Source organism: Nocardia sp. BMG111209 (assembly GCF_000381925.1).
Taxonomy (GTDB): domain Bacteria; phylum Actinomycetota; class Actinomycetes; order Mycobacteriales; family Mycobacteriaceae; genus Nocardia.
Genome location: NZ_KB907307.1, coordinates 2,724,762 through 2,740,401, shown reverse-complemented (window position 1 = coordinate 2,740,401; position 15,640 = coordinate 2,724,762). Strand labels below are relative to the sequence as shown.

The 15,640-nt window shown below is 68.7% G+C and carries 12 protein-coding genes; 3 read left to right on the top strand and 9 right to left on the bottom strand.

All coding sequences use genetic code 11. From position 1 onward, the window contains the following. Window positions 1-211: 211 nt before the first annotated feature. From G361_RS43425 to G361_RS0112580, 9 genes are all read right to left on the bottom strand, one after another. Window positions 212-1,684: a FadR/GntR family transcriptional regulator gene (locus G361_RS43425; RefSeq protein WP_019927444.1), complete on the bottom strand. Its 1,473-nt coding sequence runs from the start codon at window positions 1,682-1,684 to the stop codon at window positions 212-214. A gap of 220 nt (window positions 1,685-1,904) precedes the next feature. Further along, window positions 1,905-2,783, bottom strand: a complete 879-nt coding sequence (locus G361_RS0112615) for a mycofactocin-coupled SDR family oxidoreductase (protein WP_019927443.1) — start codon at window positions 2,781-2,783, stop codon at window positions 1,905-1,907. 49 nt (window positions 2,784-2,832) lie between these two features. Then, on the bottom strand, window positions 2,833-4,050 hold the full coding sequence (locus tag G361_RS0112610) for a cytochrome P450 (RefSeq protein WP_019927442.1): 1,218 nt from the start codon (window positions 4,048-4,050) through the stop codon (window positions 2,833-2,835). Window positions 4,051-4,064: 14 nt separating this feature from the next. After that, window positions 4,065-5,549: an aldehyde dehydrogenase family protein gene (locus tag G361_RS0112605; RefSeq protein WP_019927441.1), complete on the bottom strand. Its 1,485-nt coding sequence runs from the start codon at window positions 5,547-5,549 to the stop codon at window positions 4,065-4,067. Beyond that, window positions 5,542-6,567 (bottom strand): SDR family oxidoreductase, encoded by a 1,026-nt coding sequence (locus tag G361_RS43420; RefSeq protein ID WP_019927440.1) that lies wholly within the window; start codon window positions 6,565-6,567, stop codon window positions 5,542-5,544. The genes G361_RS0112605 and G361_RS43420 overlap by 8 nt, the downstream gene beginning before the upstream one ends. Then, on the bottom strand, window positions 6,560-7,699 hold the full coding sequence (locus G361_RS0112595) for a spirocyclase AveC family protein (protein ID WP_026342973.1): 1,140 nt from the start codon (window positions 7,697-7,699) through the stop codon (window positions 6,560-6,562). The genes G361_RS43420 and G361_RS0112595 overlap by 8 nt, the downstream gene beginning before the upstream one ends. A 2-nt stretch (window positions 7,700-7,701) precedes the next feature. Beyond that, window positions 7,702-8,817 (bottom strand): ABC transporter substrate-binding protein, encoded by a 1,116-nt coding sequence (locus G361_RS0112590; protein WP_019927438.1) that lies wholly within the window; start codon window positions 8,815-8,817, stop codon window positions 7,702-7,704. A gap of 100 nt (window positions 8,818-8,917) precedes the next feature. Then, the gene (locus G361_RS0112585; RefSeq protein WP_019927437.1) at window positions 8,918-9,748 is read right to left on the bottom strand and encodes a CbbQ/NirQ/NorQ/GpvN family protein; all 831 of its coding nucleotides are present in this window, start codon (window positions 9,746-9,748) and stop codon (window positions 8,918-8,920) included. A gap of 185 nt (window positions 9,749-9,933) precedes the next feature. After that, window positions 9,934-11,589: a nitric oxide reductase activation protein NorD gene (locus G361_RS0112580; RefSeq protein ID WP_019927436.1), complete on the bottom strand. Its 1,656-nt coding sequence runs from the start codon at window positions 11,587-11,589 to the stop codon at window positions 9,934-9,936. A 247-nt stretch (window positions 11,590-11,836) separates the two neighbouring features. On the opposite strand from G361_RS0112580, the gene G361_RS0112575 reads away from it, so the two are divergent. From G361_RS0112575 to G361_RS0112565, 3 genes are all read left to right on the top strand, one after another. Beyond that, on the top strand, window positions 11,837-13,117 hold the full coding sequence (locus G361_RS0112575) for an amidohydrolase family protein (RefSeq protein WP_019927435.1): 1,281 nt from the start codon (window positions 11,837-11,839) through the stop codon (window positions 13,115-13,117). Window positions 13,118-13,242: 125 nt separating this feature from the next. Continuing rightward, window positions 13,243-14,571, top strand: coding sequence for a TetR/AcrR family transcriptional regulator (locus G361_RS0112570; protein WP_019927434.1), 1,329 nt, complete (start codon window positions 13,243-13,245; stop codon window positions 14,569-14,571). A 174-nt stretch (window positions 14,572-14,745) separates the two neighbouring features. Then, on the top strand, window positions 14,746-15,591 hold the full coding sequence (locus tag G361_RS0112565; RefSeq protein ID WP_019927433.1) for an MBL fold metallo-hydrolase: 846 nt from the start codon (window positions 14,746-14,748) through the stop codon (window positions 15,589-15,591). The last annotated feature ends 49 nt before the right edge of the window (window positions 15,592-15,640 follow it).

Sequence of the window (15,640 nt, the reverse complement as noted above, 5' to 3'; positions counted from 1 at the left end):
GCCGCGCGCCGGTAACTCGCTGTCCGATTCCTGCCGATTGCCGGGCGTGTCCCGAATACGACCGACCGGTCGTCCCACCAGGCATCCCGGCGGGCAGAATGGTCCCGCGGCGGTTCGCTGTGACCGCTCTCGCCGCCACGCTGGACGCGATTGTCATTCGTCCCAAATGTGCGTCCGATGTTTGCATTCCGTCTGTCAACGGCATGGGAATTCACTCGATTCGATAATTCGGATCCGGCCGTGCGCCGGGTCGGTGTGCGAGCGCGCCGAGATGCCGTCGCATCCGGTGCCGGGCGAGCGCCGTATCGCCCTGCCGGATGGCGTCAAGGATGCGGTGATGTGCGGGCGGGGGGTCGTCGCCGGGGGTGTCGCCGGGCGCGGACGGGTCGCCGGCCGGATGTCGGTGCGACAACTCCATGACGACCGAGAGGAACAGGGTGAGCACCGGATTGCCCGCGACCGCGGCGAGTTCGGTGTGGAAGAGCTGATTCGGGCACGGTTCGTCCGCCGCGTCGCCGAGCCGATCGGACAGTTCGCCGTCGGCGTCGGCGAGCCGGGCGGTCACCCGGCCGATGATGCCGAGTTCCAGGGCGTTGCGCACGATCCGGAGGTCGTCGGTGGTGACGCGCTCGTACTCCAGTAGCAGGGCGATCGTGTCGACACTGGCCTGCGGCTCGGGTTCGGTGACGATCAGGCCGCCGCCGGGGCCGGGCCGCATCCGGGCCACCGAGTGATATTCCAGCAGCCGCACGGCTTCCCGGAGCGCGGGGCGGCTGATGCCGTAGCGGGTGACGAGATCGGTTTCCGAACCGACGACGGTGCCGACCGGCCAGCCGCGGGCCGCGATGTCGTCGTGGATCCGGCTCGCGAGAACCTCCGCCAGTTTGCCGGTAGGCGCTGTGGCGCAATCGAATCCGGTCTCGGCGGCCGGGGCGGCGCGGCGGGCCCGGCGCAGATCGACCCAGGTGGAGAGGAATTCGAGATGTGCGGTCAGCGCGACCTGTGCGCGGGCGCCGTCGCCGTCGATCACCGCCTCCGCGATCGCGCGATGCGCGGCATGCGAATCCTGCCTGGCGGCATCGACTTCCGCGGCCGACCGCCTACCGGAGGCGTGCGCGTAGCGGGTGGTGAGCCGCGCCAGCACGTCGATGAACAAGTGCAGCACCGGATTTCCGGACAACCGGCCGAGCAGTGCGTGCACCGGATCCTGCGCCCAGCACTGCGGACCGCTGAGATGCGCGTGCTCGTCGCGCAGCGCGTCGCGCAGCGTCGTGATCCCGTCCTCGGTGATCCGGTCGGCGGCCAGCTGGGCGGCGACCGGTTCGAGCAGCGATCGGGCCTCGAGCAGATCGGTGACGCGGGTACCGACGTATTCGAGATAGATCACCATGGCGTGGATGGCCGGTTCGCCGTCGGGCGCGCACACGAACAGGCCGCCGTGGGGCCCGCGGCGCATCCGGGCGACCTGGTGGTGTTCGACCAGGCGGACCGCCTCGCGCAACACCGGCCGGCCCACTCCGTACCGTGCGCGCAGATCGCTCTCGGATCCCAGGGATTCGCCCACCGGCCAGCCGCGGCCGATCACCGTCTCCTCGATCCGCCGGGCGATCTGGGTGGCGAGCCGGCCGGCGCCGGTCGCGATCGACTCGCCGTCGGCGGGTTCGAACTCGACGGCGCTCGCCATGCACGGACTCCTCGCGGATGATTCGGTACTCGGTGCGGTATGCCCGCGACCCGAGGCCGGCGCATATCCCCGCAGCGAACAGTATCAAGGTTACTCACACCTGACCTGGGCATCGAGACCGGGCGGGAGAGGCCCGGCGGTCCGGTCGGCGGCGCGGAACACACCGACCGGTCGGCCTTCACTGGCGGGGATGGTAATCAGAGCCGTGCCGGAATTGCGGTTACTTGCCCGGACCGTTGGGCCATTTGAGCAGCGAGCCGGCGTCGACGCGGATCTGCTGCCCGGTGATGTAGCGGCTCCGCTCACCGGCGAGGAATACCGCGAGGTTGGCGATGTCCTCCGGTTCGACATACGGGATGGGCATGGCCTGGAAGATGGAGAACAGCGGTTCGGCGTCCTCGCGGGTGGCCTGTTTCCCGGCGGCGGTGAGGTCGGGCCGGAACATGCTGTACATGCCGTCGTTCTGCAGCAGGTCGGTATTGCAGTTGGTCGGATGGATCGCGTTGATCCGGATCATCCGCGGCGCGAGGTGCAGGCTCATCTCCTCGACGTATTCGATGACGACGCGCTTGCTCCAGCCGTATCCGGCGCCGCCGGGTCCCATGTTCGGGTTGTCGGTGGTACCGCGGATCATGCCGGCGGTCGAGCCGGTGACGATGATCGACGAGCCGTCGGGCAGGTGCGGCACCGAGACCGCGACGGTGTTCAGGACACCGAGCAGATCGACGTCGCTGGCGTCGACGAAATGCATCGGGTCGGGTTTGCCCATCGCCATCGGGAGGATGCCGGCGTTGGCGACGACGATATCGATCTTGCCGAATTCGGCGACGCCGGTCGCGACGGCGTCCCGGAGTTCGTGGCGTTCACGGACATCGGCGATGCGGGCCACGATGCGGCGGCCGAGTTTCTCGACGCCGCGGCTGGTTTCGTCGAGATCCTCCGGTGTGGCCAGGGGGTACGGATTCGAGTCGATATCGCGGCAGATGTCGATCGCGATGATGTCCGCGCCCTCGCCGGCCATGGCGAGGGCGTGTGCCCGGCCCTGGCCGCGCGCGGCTCCGGTGATGAACGCGACCTTGCCGGCCAGGCTCCCTGTCATATGTCCTCCGTCGGTTCGGATTTCGGTGTTCGGTCGGTGTGTGGGTGAATCAGGTTGCCGGAGTGTCGAAGACGACCGGCAGGGCGGCGGGTGAGCGGAAGACCTGGCCGCGGATGTGGACGTCGCCGGCGTCGGGATCCAGGCGCAGATTCGGCAGCCGGTCGATCAGCAGGTTCATCGCGGTCCGCATTTCCAGGCGGGCCAGATGCATGCCGAGGCAGACGTGCACGCCGTGTCCCCACCCGACATGGGATTTGGTCGAGCGGAAGATGTCGAAATCGTTGGGATGGGTGTACCGGTCCTCCTGCCGGTTCGCCGCGCCGAGCATCGGCATCACCGAACATCCCGCCGGGATCGGCACACCCCCCAGTTCGGTGTCGCGGGTGGTGACCCGGGTGATCGTGAGCAGCGGGGCGTCCCACCGGACCACCTCCTCGATCGCCTGCGGGAGCAGGGACCGGTCGGCCTTGATCGCCTCGAACTGGTCGGGGTGGGACAGCAAGGCGTACAACAGGTTTCCCAGCGAGCGGTAGGTGGTCTCGATCCCGGCCGGCAGCAGCAGGCGCAGGAACGAATAGATCTCCTCGTCGTCGAGTTTCTCGCCATCGATCTCCGCCTGGGCCAGGCTGCTGATCAGGTCGTCGCGCGGTTCGGCGCGGCGGGCTTCGAGGATCGGCGCGAAATAGCGGACCAGGGCCTCCGAGGCCGCCTTGCCGCGTTCGGGATTGATGGTGAAACTCAGCAGCGAGATCGACCACCGCTGGAATTGCGGATAATCCTCCTGGGGCAGGCCCAGCAGCCGGGCGATGATCCGGGTCGGATACGGAAAGGTGAACTGCTTGACCAGATCCGCCTTCCCGTCGGAGGCGAAGCCGTCGATCAGTTCACCACCGACCTTGCCGACCAGTTCGTCCTCCCAGCGTGCCAGCGCTTTCGCCGAGAAGGATTTGGACACCAGCGCGCGGTGCCGGCCGTGCTGCGGTTCGTCCATGCCGAGCATCACCTGTTTGCCCAGCACATCGCCGAATGCGCTGATGACGATCGCCGACGAGAACGTCTCGTTGTCCCGCAGCATGGTGACGATGTCCTCGTGCCGGTACACGATGAATACGGGTTTCCCGGCCTCGCCGGGCATACCCGACATATCGATCCGCTGGATCGGTTCCTCCCGGTTCAGCCGCGCCAATTCCGGATAGGGATCACGGACATTGCCGGACACCACGTCGTCGAAGGCGCCGAAATCCTGGAGATCGTCGAACAGTTCCATTGCTGATACCTCTTTCAGTCGACCGGGTAGGCGACGGATTTGACCTCGGTGTACTGGCCGAATCCGGCCGTACCGTTCTGCCGGCCCACACCGCTGTTCTTGTAGCCCCCGAACGGCACGTCGGCGCCGTATCCGGCGCCGCCGTTGAGACCGATGAATCCCGCGCGCAATCGGCGCGCCACCGCCAGCGAGTGATCCAGCGAACTCGACATCACATTCCCGGCCAGGCCGTAGGGGCTGTCGTTGGCGATGCGGATCGCGTCCTGTTCGTCGTCGTAGGGAACGACCACCAGCACCGGTCCGAAGATCTCCTCCTGCGCGATCGTCATGGAGTTGTCCACGTCGATGAAAAGGGTCGGGGTGACCCAGAATCCCTTGTCGAAGCCCGCGGGCGGCTCGGTCCCGCCGACGAGCAGATTCGCGCCCTCGTCGATGCCCTTGCGGATATAGCCGAGCACCCGCTCCCGCTGCTTCGCCGAGATGACCGGACCGCACAGCGTGCTCGGATCCTGCGGATCCCCGGCCGCGATGTTCTCGTAGATCCCGCGCAGGATCGCGATACCCTCGTCGTATCGCGAGCGGGGCAACAACATTCGCGTCGGCGCCGCGCACGCCTGGCCCGCGTGCAGTAGCGGCCCGATCCCGATCATGCACGCGGTGTTCAGATCCGCGTCCTCGAGCACGATCGTCGCGGATTTGCCGCCGAGCTCGAGGAAGAGGCGTTTCATGGTGGCGCTGCCTTTTTCCATGATCCGTTTGCCCACCGCCGTCGAACCGGTGAACGAGATCATGTCGACCTTCGGCGACAGCGTCAGTTCCTCACCGACGAGATGGTCGGAGGCGGTGACGACATTGACCACGCCGGCGGGGATATCGGTGGCTTCGGCGATCAGACGGCCCAGCCGGGTGGCGTTGAACGGTGTGTCCGGGGCCGGTTTCAGCACGACCGTATTCCCGGTGGCCAGCGCCTGGCCCAGCTTGTGGATCGTGACCTCGAACGGGAAATTCCACGGGGTGATCGCGCCGACCACGCCGACGGGTTCGTGCCATACCTTGCGGCGGGTCAGCCGCCCGGTGAGGGCGACGAAGCTGTCGCCGAGATCGGTTTCCCACCCGAAGGTGCCGATCAGATGCGCGGGATATTTCAGCCCGTCGGACAGCGGAGCGTCCAGTTGCGGTCCGGCCGTTACCGCGCGCGGGCAGCCCACCTCACGAATCAGTTCCTCGCGCAACGGCTCGCGCTCGGCCTCGATCGCGGTCTGCAACTGTTCCAGGCACCGCTTGCGGAACATGTGGTTGCGCGACCAGTCGGTCTCGTCGAAGGCCCGGCGGGCCGCGTCGATCGCGCGGTGCATATCGCCGGTGGAGGCGTCGGCGACCTCGCCGAGGACCTCCTCGGTGGCCGGATTGATATTCGCGAAGGTGCCGGCCTCGCCCGAGACGAGCCTGCCGTCGATCATCATCCGCGGCTCGTAGCCGACCTTCAGGGTGTCAGGCATGGTTGTCGCTCTCTGGCGTCGGGGTGTCCGGCGAACCGGGCTTGGGTGCGAAACGCGTGGCCAGCAAGGCGATTCGCTGCATCGCGGGCGCGGGCAGGACCCGCGCGGCGGAGATCATCGCGCGCTGGCTCACGGTGAGCGGGACGGTCCCGCCGCGCAGTGCGCCGTGCCGCGGCAGTCCCAGCGCCAGCCGGGACATCTGATGCATCCCGGACGGCGGCAGAATTCTGGCCGCCAGCAACAACATTCGCGCGTCGGGGCCGACCGGCCGGCGCCGGAACGGGCCGCGGTGGTCCAGCGCCTTGCTCAGGCCGGCCGCGAACCGCTCGGGTGGCCGGGCGAAGCGGACGGCGAATCGCCCACGGGTATCGGTCGATTCGTGCAATCGCGCGTACGGCCCGGCGAAGTCCCGGTCGTCGGTGGTGCCCGCGTCGGTGATGATGTCGGTGTCGTAGGTGCCGGTCACCAGGATCGACACCCCGAGGCCGAACGGCGCGATCTCCCCGGCCAGCGATTCGCCCCAGCGTTCGAGTGCGCCCTTGGCCGCGGAATAGGGTGCGATGCCGGGCATTCCGCGCACGCCACCGGCGCTGGACACCAGGACGATCCGGCCGCGTCCCGCCGCGCGCATCGCGGGGAGCAGGGCCTTGGTGAGGGCCACCGGGCCGAGCAGGTGGGTGGCGAACATCCGCTCCCACAACTCCGACGGCGCTTCCTCCACCATGCCCGCGGCCGAGATGCCCGCATTGTGCACCACGGCGTACGGCGCACCGATCCGTTCGACGGCCGTTTCCGCGGCCTCGGCGACGGAGGTGGCGTCGGTCAGATCCAGCCGTAATCCGATCAGTCGCGAATCATTCTGTGCCGCACCGGTTTCGGCGCGCAGCCGGTCGAGCCCGGTTTCGGGGGACCGCATGGCCGCCACGACGGTCCAGCCGCGCGCGTAGAGATGCTTCGCCGAGGCCAGGCCCAGCCCGCGCGAGGCGCCGGTGATGAGAACACTGCGCTGCTCAGCCATGATGCGGCTCCGGGGCGCAACGGCCGCCGCCGGCGGGGAGACTCACATCGGGCCGGCCGTGCGGCTGGCCGCTCATCCAGGTGGACCAGATCCCCACCGAATACGGGCCGGGCTGACCGTTCTTCTCGTACATGCCCTGGGGGTCGTACACTTTCGCCTCCGGATAGGGCCAGGGGCAGGCGACGGAGGTGGCCGTGCCGCTGATCTTGATGAGCTGGAAGCCGAAGCCGTAGGCGAAGTACGCGATGTTGATGATCACGAACATCACGGCGAACATGCCCAGCGCCGGTCGGCCGGGAAACAGCCGGGCCCGGCGCGCGAGCTTCTCGGCGACCGTGCGCCCGGTGTCGTCCCGGTACACCAGGATCCCGGCCGGAATCATCACCAGGCACACCAGCGTCGACTCCCACAGCAGCGGGAATTGCCAAGGGCGGCCGACGAATATCGACCCGAACGGGATGACCTGCGAATAGATGTACATCCCGGTCCGCACCAGCGTGACCTCGAGGATCATGTCCATCACGAAGCCGAACACCAGCAGCAGCACGGTCAGCGAGATCAGCGGATGGCGCCAGACGAACGAATCCGTCGGCCGGGCGGCCTGGATCCGCTTCAGCACCGGATTCGCCAGGAAGTAGGGGCCGAAATAGAAGGAGGCGTAACCGATCACGAGGAAGGGCTCGACCGTCGGCGACAACGACACCAGCGGCCAATCCTCCGGCCAGTGCGCCAGATCGGGGTTGTAGACCGCGAACGGCGACCAGTTCATGATCGGGTCCTGCCACACGATCAGCGTGGTGACCACACCCATCAGCAGATAGGGATGGCCGGGATGGCGGCGGATCGCCCAGACCAGCAGCCCGAGCATCTGAACCACCATCACGACGGTCAGGATCTGCAGCAACGCCACCCAGTGGTGGTAACCGAACAGCGGATCGACCGGGCGCGGCGCGGGACCGTCCGGGAAACCGGGTGTGCGGATGCGCGCGGACACCGCGCCCACCCGGGCGTGGTAACCGATCAGGATCAGCACCACGAGAGCGAGCGCGGTCCAGATCACCGGCCACAGCGGAAACTTCCGCGGCGTGGGACCGCTGACATCGGCGGCGATTCTCACAGGTTTCGTCGTCATGGTCACTCCTGGCCGAATCGGGCGACGAGATGGGAGTTGACGCCGTCGGGATCGAGGGTCCGGGCCACCAGGTAGCCCGCGCCCATCCAGGCGCGGCGCGTCCATTTACCCAGCGAGACACGGGTTCCCGGCGCACCGGAGGCGGCGGGCAGCATCTTGACCCGCTCCAGGGCCTCCTTGACGCCGCGCGGGCTGAGCGGATGCGCGTCGGTGAAGGCGCGGACCAGGGTGGCGGCGACATCCCGATTCACCACCGGCACACAGTATTCGGGCCGCCGGCCGTCGTACTTCGCCGCGTAGCGGTCGAGGAAGTCCTGTCCGATCGGGTTGCCCTCGTCGTACTGGTCGACGCCGATCCAGCCCATGAACGCGTTCCACATGATCGGGTTCACCCAGGCGTTCTGGAATGCGGTGGTGGTGAATCGCGGCGGATCCCAGCCGACCGCCTCCAGTGCCGGATTGACGAACACGATGCCGAATCCGAAGCCCAGATGGACGATCGCCTCGGCCTTCGCATCGTGGAGGGTGCGCACGGCGGTGGTGATGTCCTGCGCGGTCTGCGCGATCACGGCCTCGGCCACGATCCGGATTCCCTTGCGGCGGGCGGCATCCCGGAGGTTGCGCAGATAGCTCTCGCCGATCAGGCTCTGCTCGGCCAGCACCCCGATCTCGGTGATCCCGCGCTGCGCGATCAGGTCGACCAGGAAGATCGGCTCATCGGTCATCGACCCCTGCGGGAATGCGAAGGTCCACTCGCCCAGCCAGTCGTCGGTACCGGTCACGCTGATCGCGGGCACCCGGAACCGCTCCTCGATCGCCTCCCGGGTGGGTACGGCGTTGTCGGTGATGTTGGGGCCGAACACGACCAGGCAGCCCTCGTCGACGAGTTCCCCGTAGGCGTCGATCACCGCCTTGACGCTGCCCTTGGGCAGCCCTTCCACCTCGCGGTAGATCATCTGCACCCGGCGGTCCAGCAGGCCCTGCTCGTGGGCCTCCTCGAAGACGAGGTCGAAGACCCGGGTGAAGTCGGCCTTCATCTCCTCCGGAAAGCCCGGCGGTAGGGTGAAATCCATCAGGTAGCCGACCTTGATCGGCTCGGCGGCACTTTCGTAGGACATATGACCTCCCGGGAGGAGCTGGGGCCCGGCGGAGCCGAGCGTGTGAACGAATATTTGTTTTTGACCGGGGACACACCGGTCCGCCGGTTGCCGGCCGGGTTCAGGCGCCGGGTGTGCCCAGGTACACGTCGATCATCTCGATGAGACCGCGGGTGATCGCCGGATCGTCGGTGAGCGGGCCCGCGATGGCCGCCACCGCGGCCGCCCGCGGATCGAGCCCCGCGGCGATCAGGCGGCCGGTGGCGACGAGTACGCGGGTGGAGGACACCTCGCGCAGCCCGCTGGTCTCCAACCGGCGGATCGCCCCGGCCAGCCGCACCAGCAGCGCGGCCGTCGCCTCGTCGACCCCGGCCTCGCGGGAGACGATGCGCTGCTCCAGATCCGGTGCCGGAAAGGAGAATTCGATCGCGACCAGGCGCTGGCGGGTCGAATCCTTGAGATCCTTGAGCACACTCTGATAGCCCGGGTTGTAGGACACGACCAGGCCGAATCCCGGTGCGGCGGCGAGGGTTACCCCGAGCCGTTCGATCGGGAGCTCGCGCCGGTGATCGGCCAGCGGGTGCAGGACCACGGTGGTGTCCTGGCGCGCCTCGACCACCTCGTCGAGATAGCAGATGGCGCCCTCGCGCACCGCGCGCGTCAGCGGACCGTCGACCCACTCGGTATCGCCGCCGCGCAACAGGTATCGGCCGACGAGGTCGGCGGTGGTGAGATCGTCGTGACAGGCGACGGTGATCAGCGGCCGTCCGAGCCGATGCGCCATCGCCTCGACGAACCGGGTCTTGCCGCAGCCGGTCGGCCCCTTCAGGACGATCGAGAGTCCTTGATGGTAGGCGGCTTCGAACACCGCCTCCTCGTTGCCCACCGGGAGGTAGTACGGGCGGCCGGGCGGCGCGGGCTGCGGTCGTTTCGCGGTGGCGGAGGTCGTCATACGCGGGCCGTTCGCGCGGAAGTGCCGGAAGGTGCGCCGGCGTCGATGCCAGACATCGCTTCTCCTTGGATTGAGTCCCGGGTCGCAGATCCCCGACCCGGGCAGACCACAGCGTAGCGTGGAACAGATATTTGATACAACCGTTCGGGCGGGTGGAAATCCGCCGGTCCGGCCGGGGTGGCCGGTCACGCCGGCCGCCGGCGCCGGATATCGGCGCGGTCGAGCGCGAGTCGCAGCAGCGGCCCGGCGAGTCCGCGCAGCCGGTCGGGCCGGTCGATCGTGGCGTGGGCCGCGGCGCCGAACACCTGCCGCAGCGCCTCGGCATCGGTGGCGGCGCCGATCGTCAGGCACAGACAGCCGATACCCTCGTTCCCGGCCTCCGCGAGCGCCTTTCGCGCGTCGGCGGCGCCGTAGGCGCGCTCATAGCCGTGGTCGTAGGCCAGTCCGTCCGACAGTACGACCAGCAGCCGCCGCGGTGTGCCGGACCGCTCCCGCAGAATCGCCGTGCCGTGCCGGATCGCGGCCCCGAGCCGCGAATAGGCCCCCGGCCGCACGCCGTGCAGCCGGGCCGTCGCGGCGGCGTCGAGCCGATCGTCGAACCGCTTGATCGGCGTCAGGTGCACCGCCGAGCGGCCCTGGGAACTGTAGGCGAACACCGCGACCCGATTGCCCAGTTCGTGCAGGGCCCCGGCGAGGGCGGCCGCCGCCTCGCGCTGCTGTTCGTGCACGGTGCGCCCGGCGGTCCCGGCCTCGGCGGCCGATCCCGACACATCCAGCAGGATCAGCACCGAAAGGTCGTGCCGGCGACGGAGATTGGCCACGTAGACGGCCTCGTCGGGGGTGGAACCGGCCGCCGTCTCGACCCGCATCGCCACGGCCGCGTCCACATCGATGTCGTCGCCCTGGGGCTGCCGGCGCCGATGGGTGAAGCCGAGTCCCAGCCGGGCCAGCGAGGTTCGCAGCGCGCGGGTGTCCGGCGCGGCCGGGGCGGATTCGGTGCGCGGGGCCTCGATTTCGATCACGGTGCACCACGCCTGCCGGTAATGCCCACGGTGACAGTCCCATTCGGGATAGCGTGCCCCGGAGGCGCCGGGCCGGGCGTCGTCCGCACCCACCGCGGCCGCCGTGGAGACGACGGCCCCGGCGCCGCGGGTCGCCGAGCGCCGGGCATGGGTCGGCGCGTCCGCGCCGGGCGGGCCGCCGCCGGAGAGCCGGCGCGTGGCGCTCGTCAGCCGCGCGAGCAGTGCGCCGAGGGCGCCCGCGCCGCCGACCGGGCTGGAGAACGGATCGGACGTCGCGTGGTCCTCGGCCGAATCCTCGTCCGGGCCGGGCAGTTCCGCGCCGGATCGCCGCCGTGGCACATGCGCCGCGTCACCCGCCTGTCCGCCCGCCCGCCCGGCGGCGAGCAGGGCGGCCGGCCGGATCACGCCGAACGCGGCGGGCGGGTCCGCGATCGGGGACCGGCCGGCGGCCGCGGCCAGGGATTCGGCCGGCGTTGCGGCAGTGCAGGTTCCGGCCGGCAGCGCGCCGAGCGCACCGGGCGGCAGCCACGCATTGGCGAGTAGCGCGCGGCGGCCCTCGATCGCGAGGTAGCGCCGGGTGAGGGTGCGCCGGTGCGCGAGCCGCCGGACGATATCGGGCGCGAGCCCGCCGCCGGCGAGCAGTGAGGCCTGGACGGCCAGTGCCTCGAGCCGCTCGCGGGGTTCGGCCGTGGCGTCGAGGTACACCGTCCGGCCGTCGGTCCAGGCCGGTTCGCCGGCGGGCAGCGCGGCGACCGTCACCGTCCGGCCCGCCAGCGCGGAGGCCAGCATGGCGAGCCGGCCCATCTCGTCGTCTGCCATCGGGACTCCTTGCCGCCGAGCGCGATCGGTATTGACCAAATATCTGTTCCAAAGTAGAGTCCGGGGCACCGGCAGTCAATCGTCTTCGCACCGGATCCCGGCGGACGCCGGAACTGCCCCGATCCTCGAGTCCCGCACCGGCGGAAGCGCATTCGGCCCCCGACGATCCGGCCGGATTGTCCACCCCCGGTCGCGCGCACGTGCCGGCCGAGTCCGCCCCCCGGCACCGCAGAACAAGGAGTACGACATGGACATGAACGACCTGGTGCTGGTGTCGGTCGATGATCATCTCGTGGAACCGCCCGATATGTTCCGCAACCACATTCCCGTGAAGTACCGGGATCAGGCGCCGAAGGTCGTGCAGCGCGCCGACGGTACCGACGCCTGGGTGTTCGAGGGTCAGGAGGCCACCAACGTGGGTCTCAACGCCGTCGCCGGTCGCCCGCCGGACGAGTACGGCGCGGAACCGACCAAGTTCAGCGAGATCCGCGAGGGCTGTCACGACATCGAGGCGCGGATCCGCGACATGGACGCCAACGGCGTCGCCGCCTCGATGAACTTCCCGTCCTATCCGCAGTTCTGCGGGCAGTACTTCGCCCGCGCGCAGGACAAGGATCTCGGCCTGGCGGTGTTGCGCGCCTACAACGACTGGCATGTCGACGAGTGGTGCGGCGCGCACCCCGGCCGCATGATCCCGCTCGGGCTGCCCCCGATCTGGGATCCGCAGCTGATGGCCGACGAGGTGCGGCGGCTGGCGAAGAAGGGCTGCCACTCGGTCTCCTTCTCGGAGAATCCGACCAAGCTGAACTATCCGTCCCTGCACGACCCGCACTGGGATCCGTTCTGGACCGCGTGCAGCGACGAGAACACCGTGGTGAACCTGCACATCGGCTCCTCGTCGTCGGTGGTCATCACCTCCGTCGACGCGCCGATCGACACCATGATCACCCTGCAGCCGATGAGTATCGTCAACGCCGCCGCCGATCTGATCTGGTCGCCGATGCTGCGCAAATTCCCGGACCTCACCTTCGCGCTGTCCGAGGGCGGTATCGGCTGGGTGCCGTATTTCCTCGAACGGATCGACCGGGTGTACAAGATGCACCGCGCCTGGACGCATCAGAACTTCGGGGACAGATTGCCCAGCGAGGTGTTCCTCGAACGCATCGCCCTGTGCTTCATCGACGACGAATTCGGGATCGAGAGCCGGAACCGACTGAACCTCGACATGATCTCGTGGGAATGCGACTATCCGCATTCCGATTCGACCTGGCCGCAGGCGCCGGAAAGCCTCGACGGTTATCTGGTGGGATTGTCCGACGACGAGATCGACCGGATCACCCATCGGAACGCGGCGCGGCTGTATTCGTTCGACCTGTTCGAGCACCACACCCGCGAACAATTGACCGTCGGCGCGCTGCGGTCCGGGGCCACCGATGTCGATCTCGGCTACCGCTCGTCGGAACGGCTGCGCAAGACCGGCACCGAGACGGTCACCGTCCTGAATCTGGTCTCGAATCTACCGAGCTGAGCCCAGCGCGGCACCGCGCCGCACCGCCGCCGTCCGGTACCCGGCCCGTCGGTAAACTCGGCGGATGCCGGGCTCCGCCGCCGGCTCGGTGCAATGGGCACAGTGGTGACACCCGAAGGAGTCGAATGGCCGCGCAGCTACCTTCGGGTGTCGATCGAGGCGTCGCGGCGCCGAGCTCCCGGACACCGCAGGCGGTCGCCGCCGGCGCGGATCCGAATGCCTCCCGCCGCACCGAGATTCTGCGGACCGCGAATTCGGTGATCGCGACCTCGGGCCTGCGCGCGTCGCTGCAACAGATCGCCGATGCGGCGGGAATTCTGCCGGGCAGCCTGTATCACCATTTCGAATCGAAGGAAGCGATCCTCGTCGAATTGATCCGGCGGTATCAGGACGAACTCGATCGCATCGGTACCGTCGCACTGGAACGGCTCGACGGGGCCGGATCGCAGCCGCCGCCGGAGCAGATATTCGCACTGGGCCGCGAGATCGCCCGCTGCGCGGTGGAACACGGTGCGGCCCTGCAGATGTCGTTCTACGAGGGGCCCGGCACCGATCCCGAACTCATCGCCCTGACCCGGCGGCGCTGGACCACCGCGCAGGAGGCGATGCTGCGGATCCTGCGGGCCGGCCACGAGAACGGCGACATCCGTCCGGAGCTGGATCTGCCGGTGCTGGCCGACCGGCTGTGCCAGAGCATGTTGCACGTCGGGCTGGATGTCATCCGGCACAAGGCATCCGGGGACCGGGTGGCCACGGCGATCGGCACCGTCCAGTTGTACGGGCTGGCGAGCGAATCGCCCGCGGACGCCGCGCTGAACGGTTCGGCCGCGTTCGCGGCCGCGGAACGGGTGATCGCCACCTGGGCCGGCGACGAGGACGCCGTGGCGGGGGAGCGGGCGGCCCATGTGCGGGCCGTCGCCAGAGCCGAATTCGGCCGTCGCGGTTACGAGATGACCACGGTCCGCGACATCGCCGCCGCCGCGGGCCTCACCCTCGGCACCGCCTACCGGCTGATCGGCTCCAAGGACGAGTTGCTGATGTCGATCATGTTGTCGTTCGGCCGCAAGGTCGGCGCCGGGTGGACGGCCGTGCTGCGCTCGGAGTCCACCCCGCTGGAAAAGCTCGACGCGCTCAGCTGGGTGAATATCAATGCGCTGGACCGGTTTCCGGACGAGTTCCGGATCCAGCTGGCCTGGATGCGCCAGTCGCCGCCGGACATCGCCGATCCCGGCTGGTCGTTCACGACCCGGGTCCGGCAGATGAAATCGCTGCTGTCCGAAGGCCGGAAGTCCGGTGAGCTGCGTATCGACGGGCCACCGGCGGAGATGATGGCGCGCTGTGTGATCGGCCTGCAGTGGATTCCGGAGAACATTCTGCGTGACCTCGGCGTCCGGCCGGGCTCGACCCATGTTCGCGATACCGTACTGCGCGGTGTGCTGGTGCGCCGGTCCTGAAACTCCCGGTGGAAACCCGATAGGCACTGACTATCGAGTATGTGGAACATTTTCACTCAGCACTGTTTCCGTCTCGTTGCGATCGAAAATCACTCAAGATGACATAACCCGTATCCGTGTGCCCAGAGGCGGGCGGATTCGGGATTTCTGGGGAATCGTGGAACGGAGACAAGGATGCAAATCACCGTGCTCGGCTGCCGGGCGGGCATGCCTGCCGAAGGACAGCCAAGTTCCGGCTATCTGGTGGACACCGGGGACAGTCGTATCCTGCTGGATTGCGGGCCGGGTATCGCGGCCTCGCTCTCGGCCGTCCTGACTTCCGCGGAGCTCGACGCGATCGTGATCAGTCACCTGCATCTCGATCACGTGTACGACCTACTGCCCGTGGGTAAGTCGCTGCTGGCGCCGATCGCGCTGGCCGGATATCCGGGCGCCGCGTCGTTCTTCGGCCCGGGGCCGCACGAATTGCCGCGCATGCCCCTGTATCTGCCGGCCGGATCCGGCCCGCTGCTGGAACGCTGGTCGTCACTGCTGACCACGAACACGCTGCCGATGCTGGATCGCGTATTCGATGCCGCATTCGACGTGCGCGAATATCGGCCCGACGATATCGTGACCGTCGGCGACAGCACGATCGAATTCGTGGAAATGCGGCACGCCAAACCCAATTGCGGCGTCCGGATCTGCGCGCCGAGCGGATCGCTGGCCTACACCGGCGATACCGGTCCCACCGACGCGCTGGTGCGATTGGCGGCGGGTATCGGCCTGTTCGTCTCGGAGGCGACCCTGGAGGTGTCCGATCACGGTGCGCACGGGCATCTGTGCGCCGCCGACGCCGCGCGGGCGGCCAAGGCGGGCGGGGCGGAGCAGCTGTTGCTGACCCATTTCCCGACCACCGACGAGATTTGGCTGAAGGCGCGGCTGGCCGAGGCCGCCGCGGAGTTTTCGGGCCCGATCCATCTGGCCCGGCCGAGCTCGGTGTTCCGGGTCGGCGACCCGGTCGTGGCGGCCCGGGGCTGAACGGATCGCCGGCTGCCGCGGGGAAGGGCCCGCGGCAACCGGCGGATCA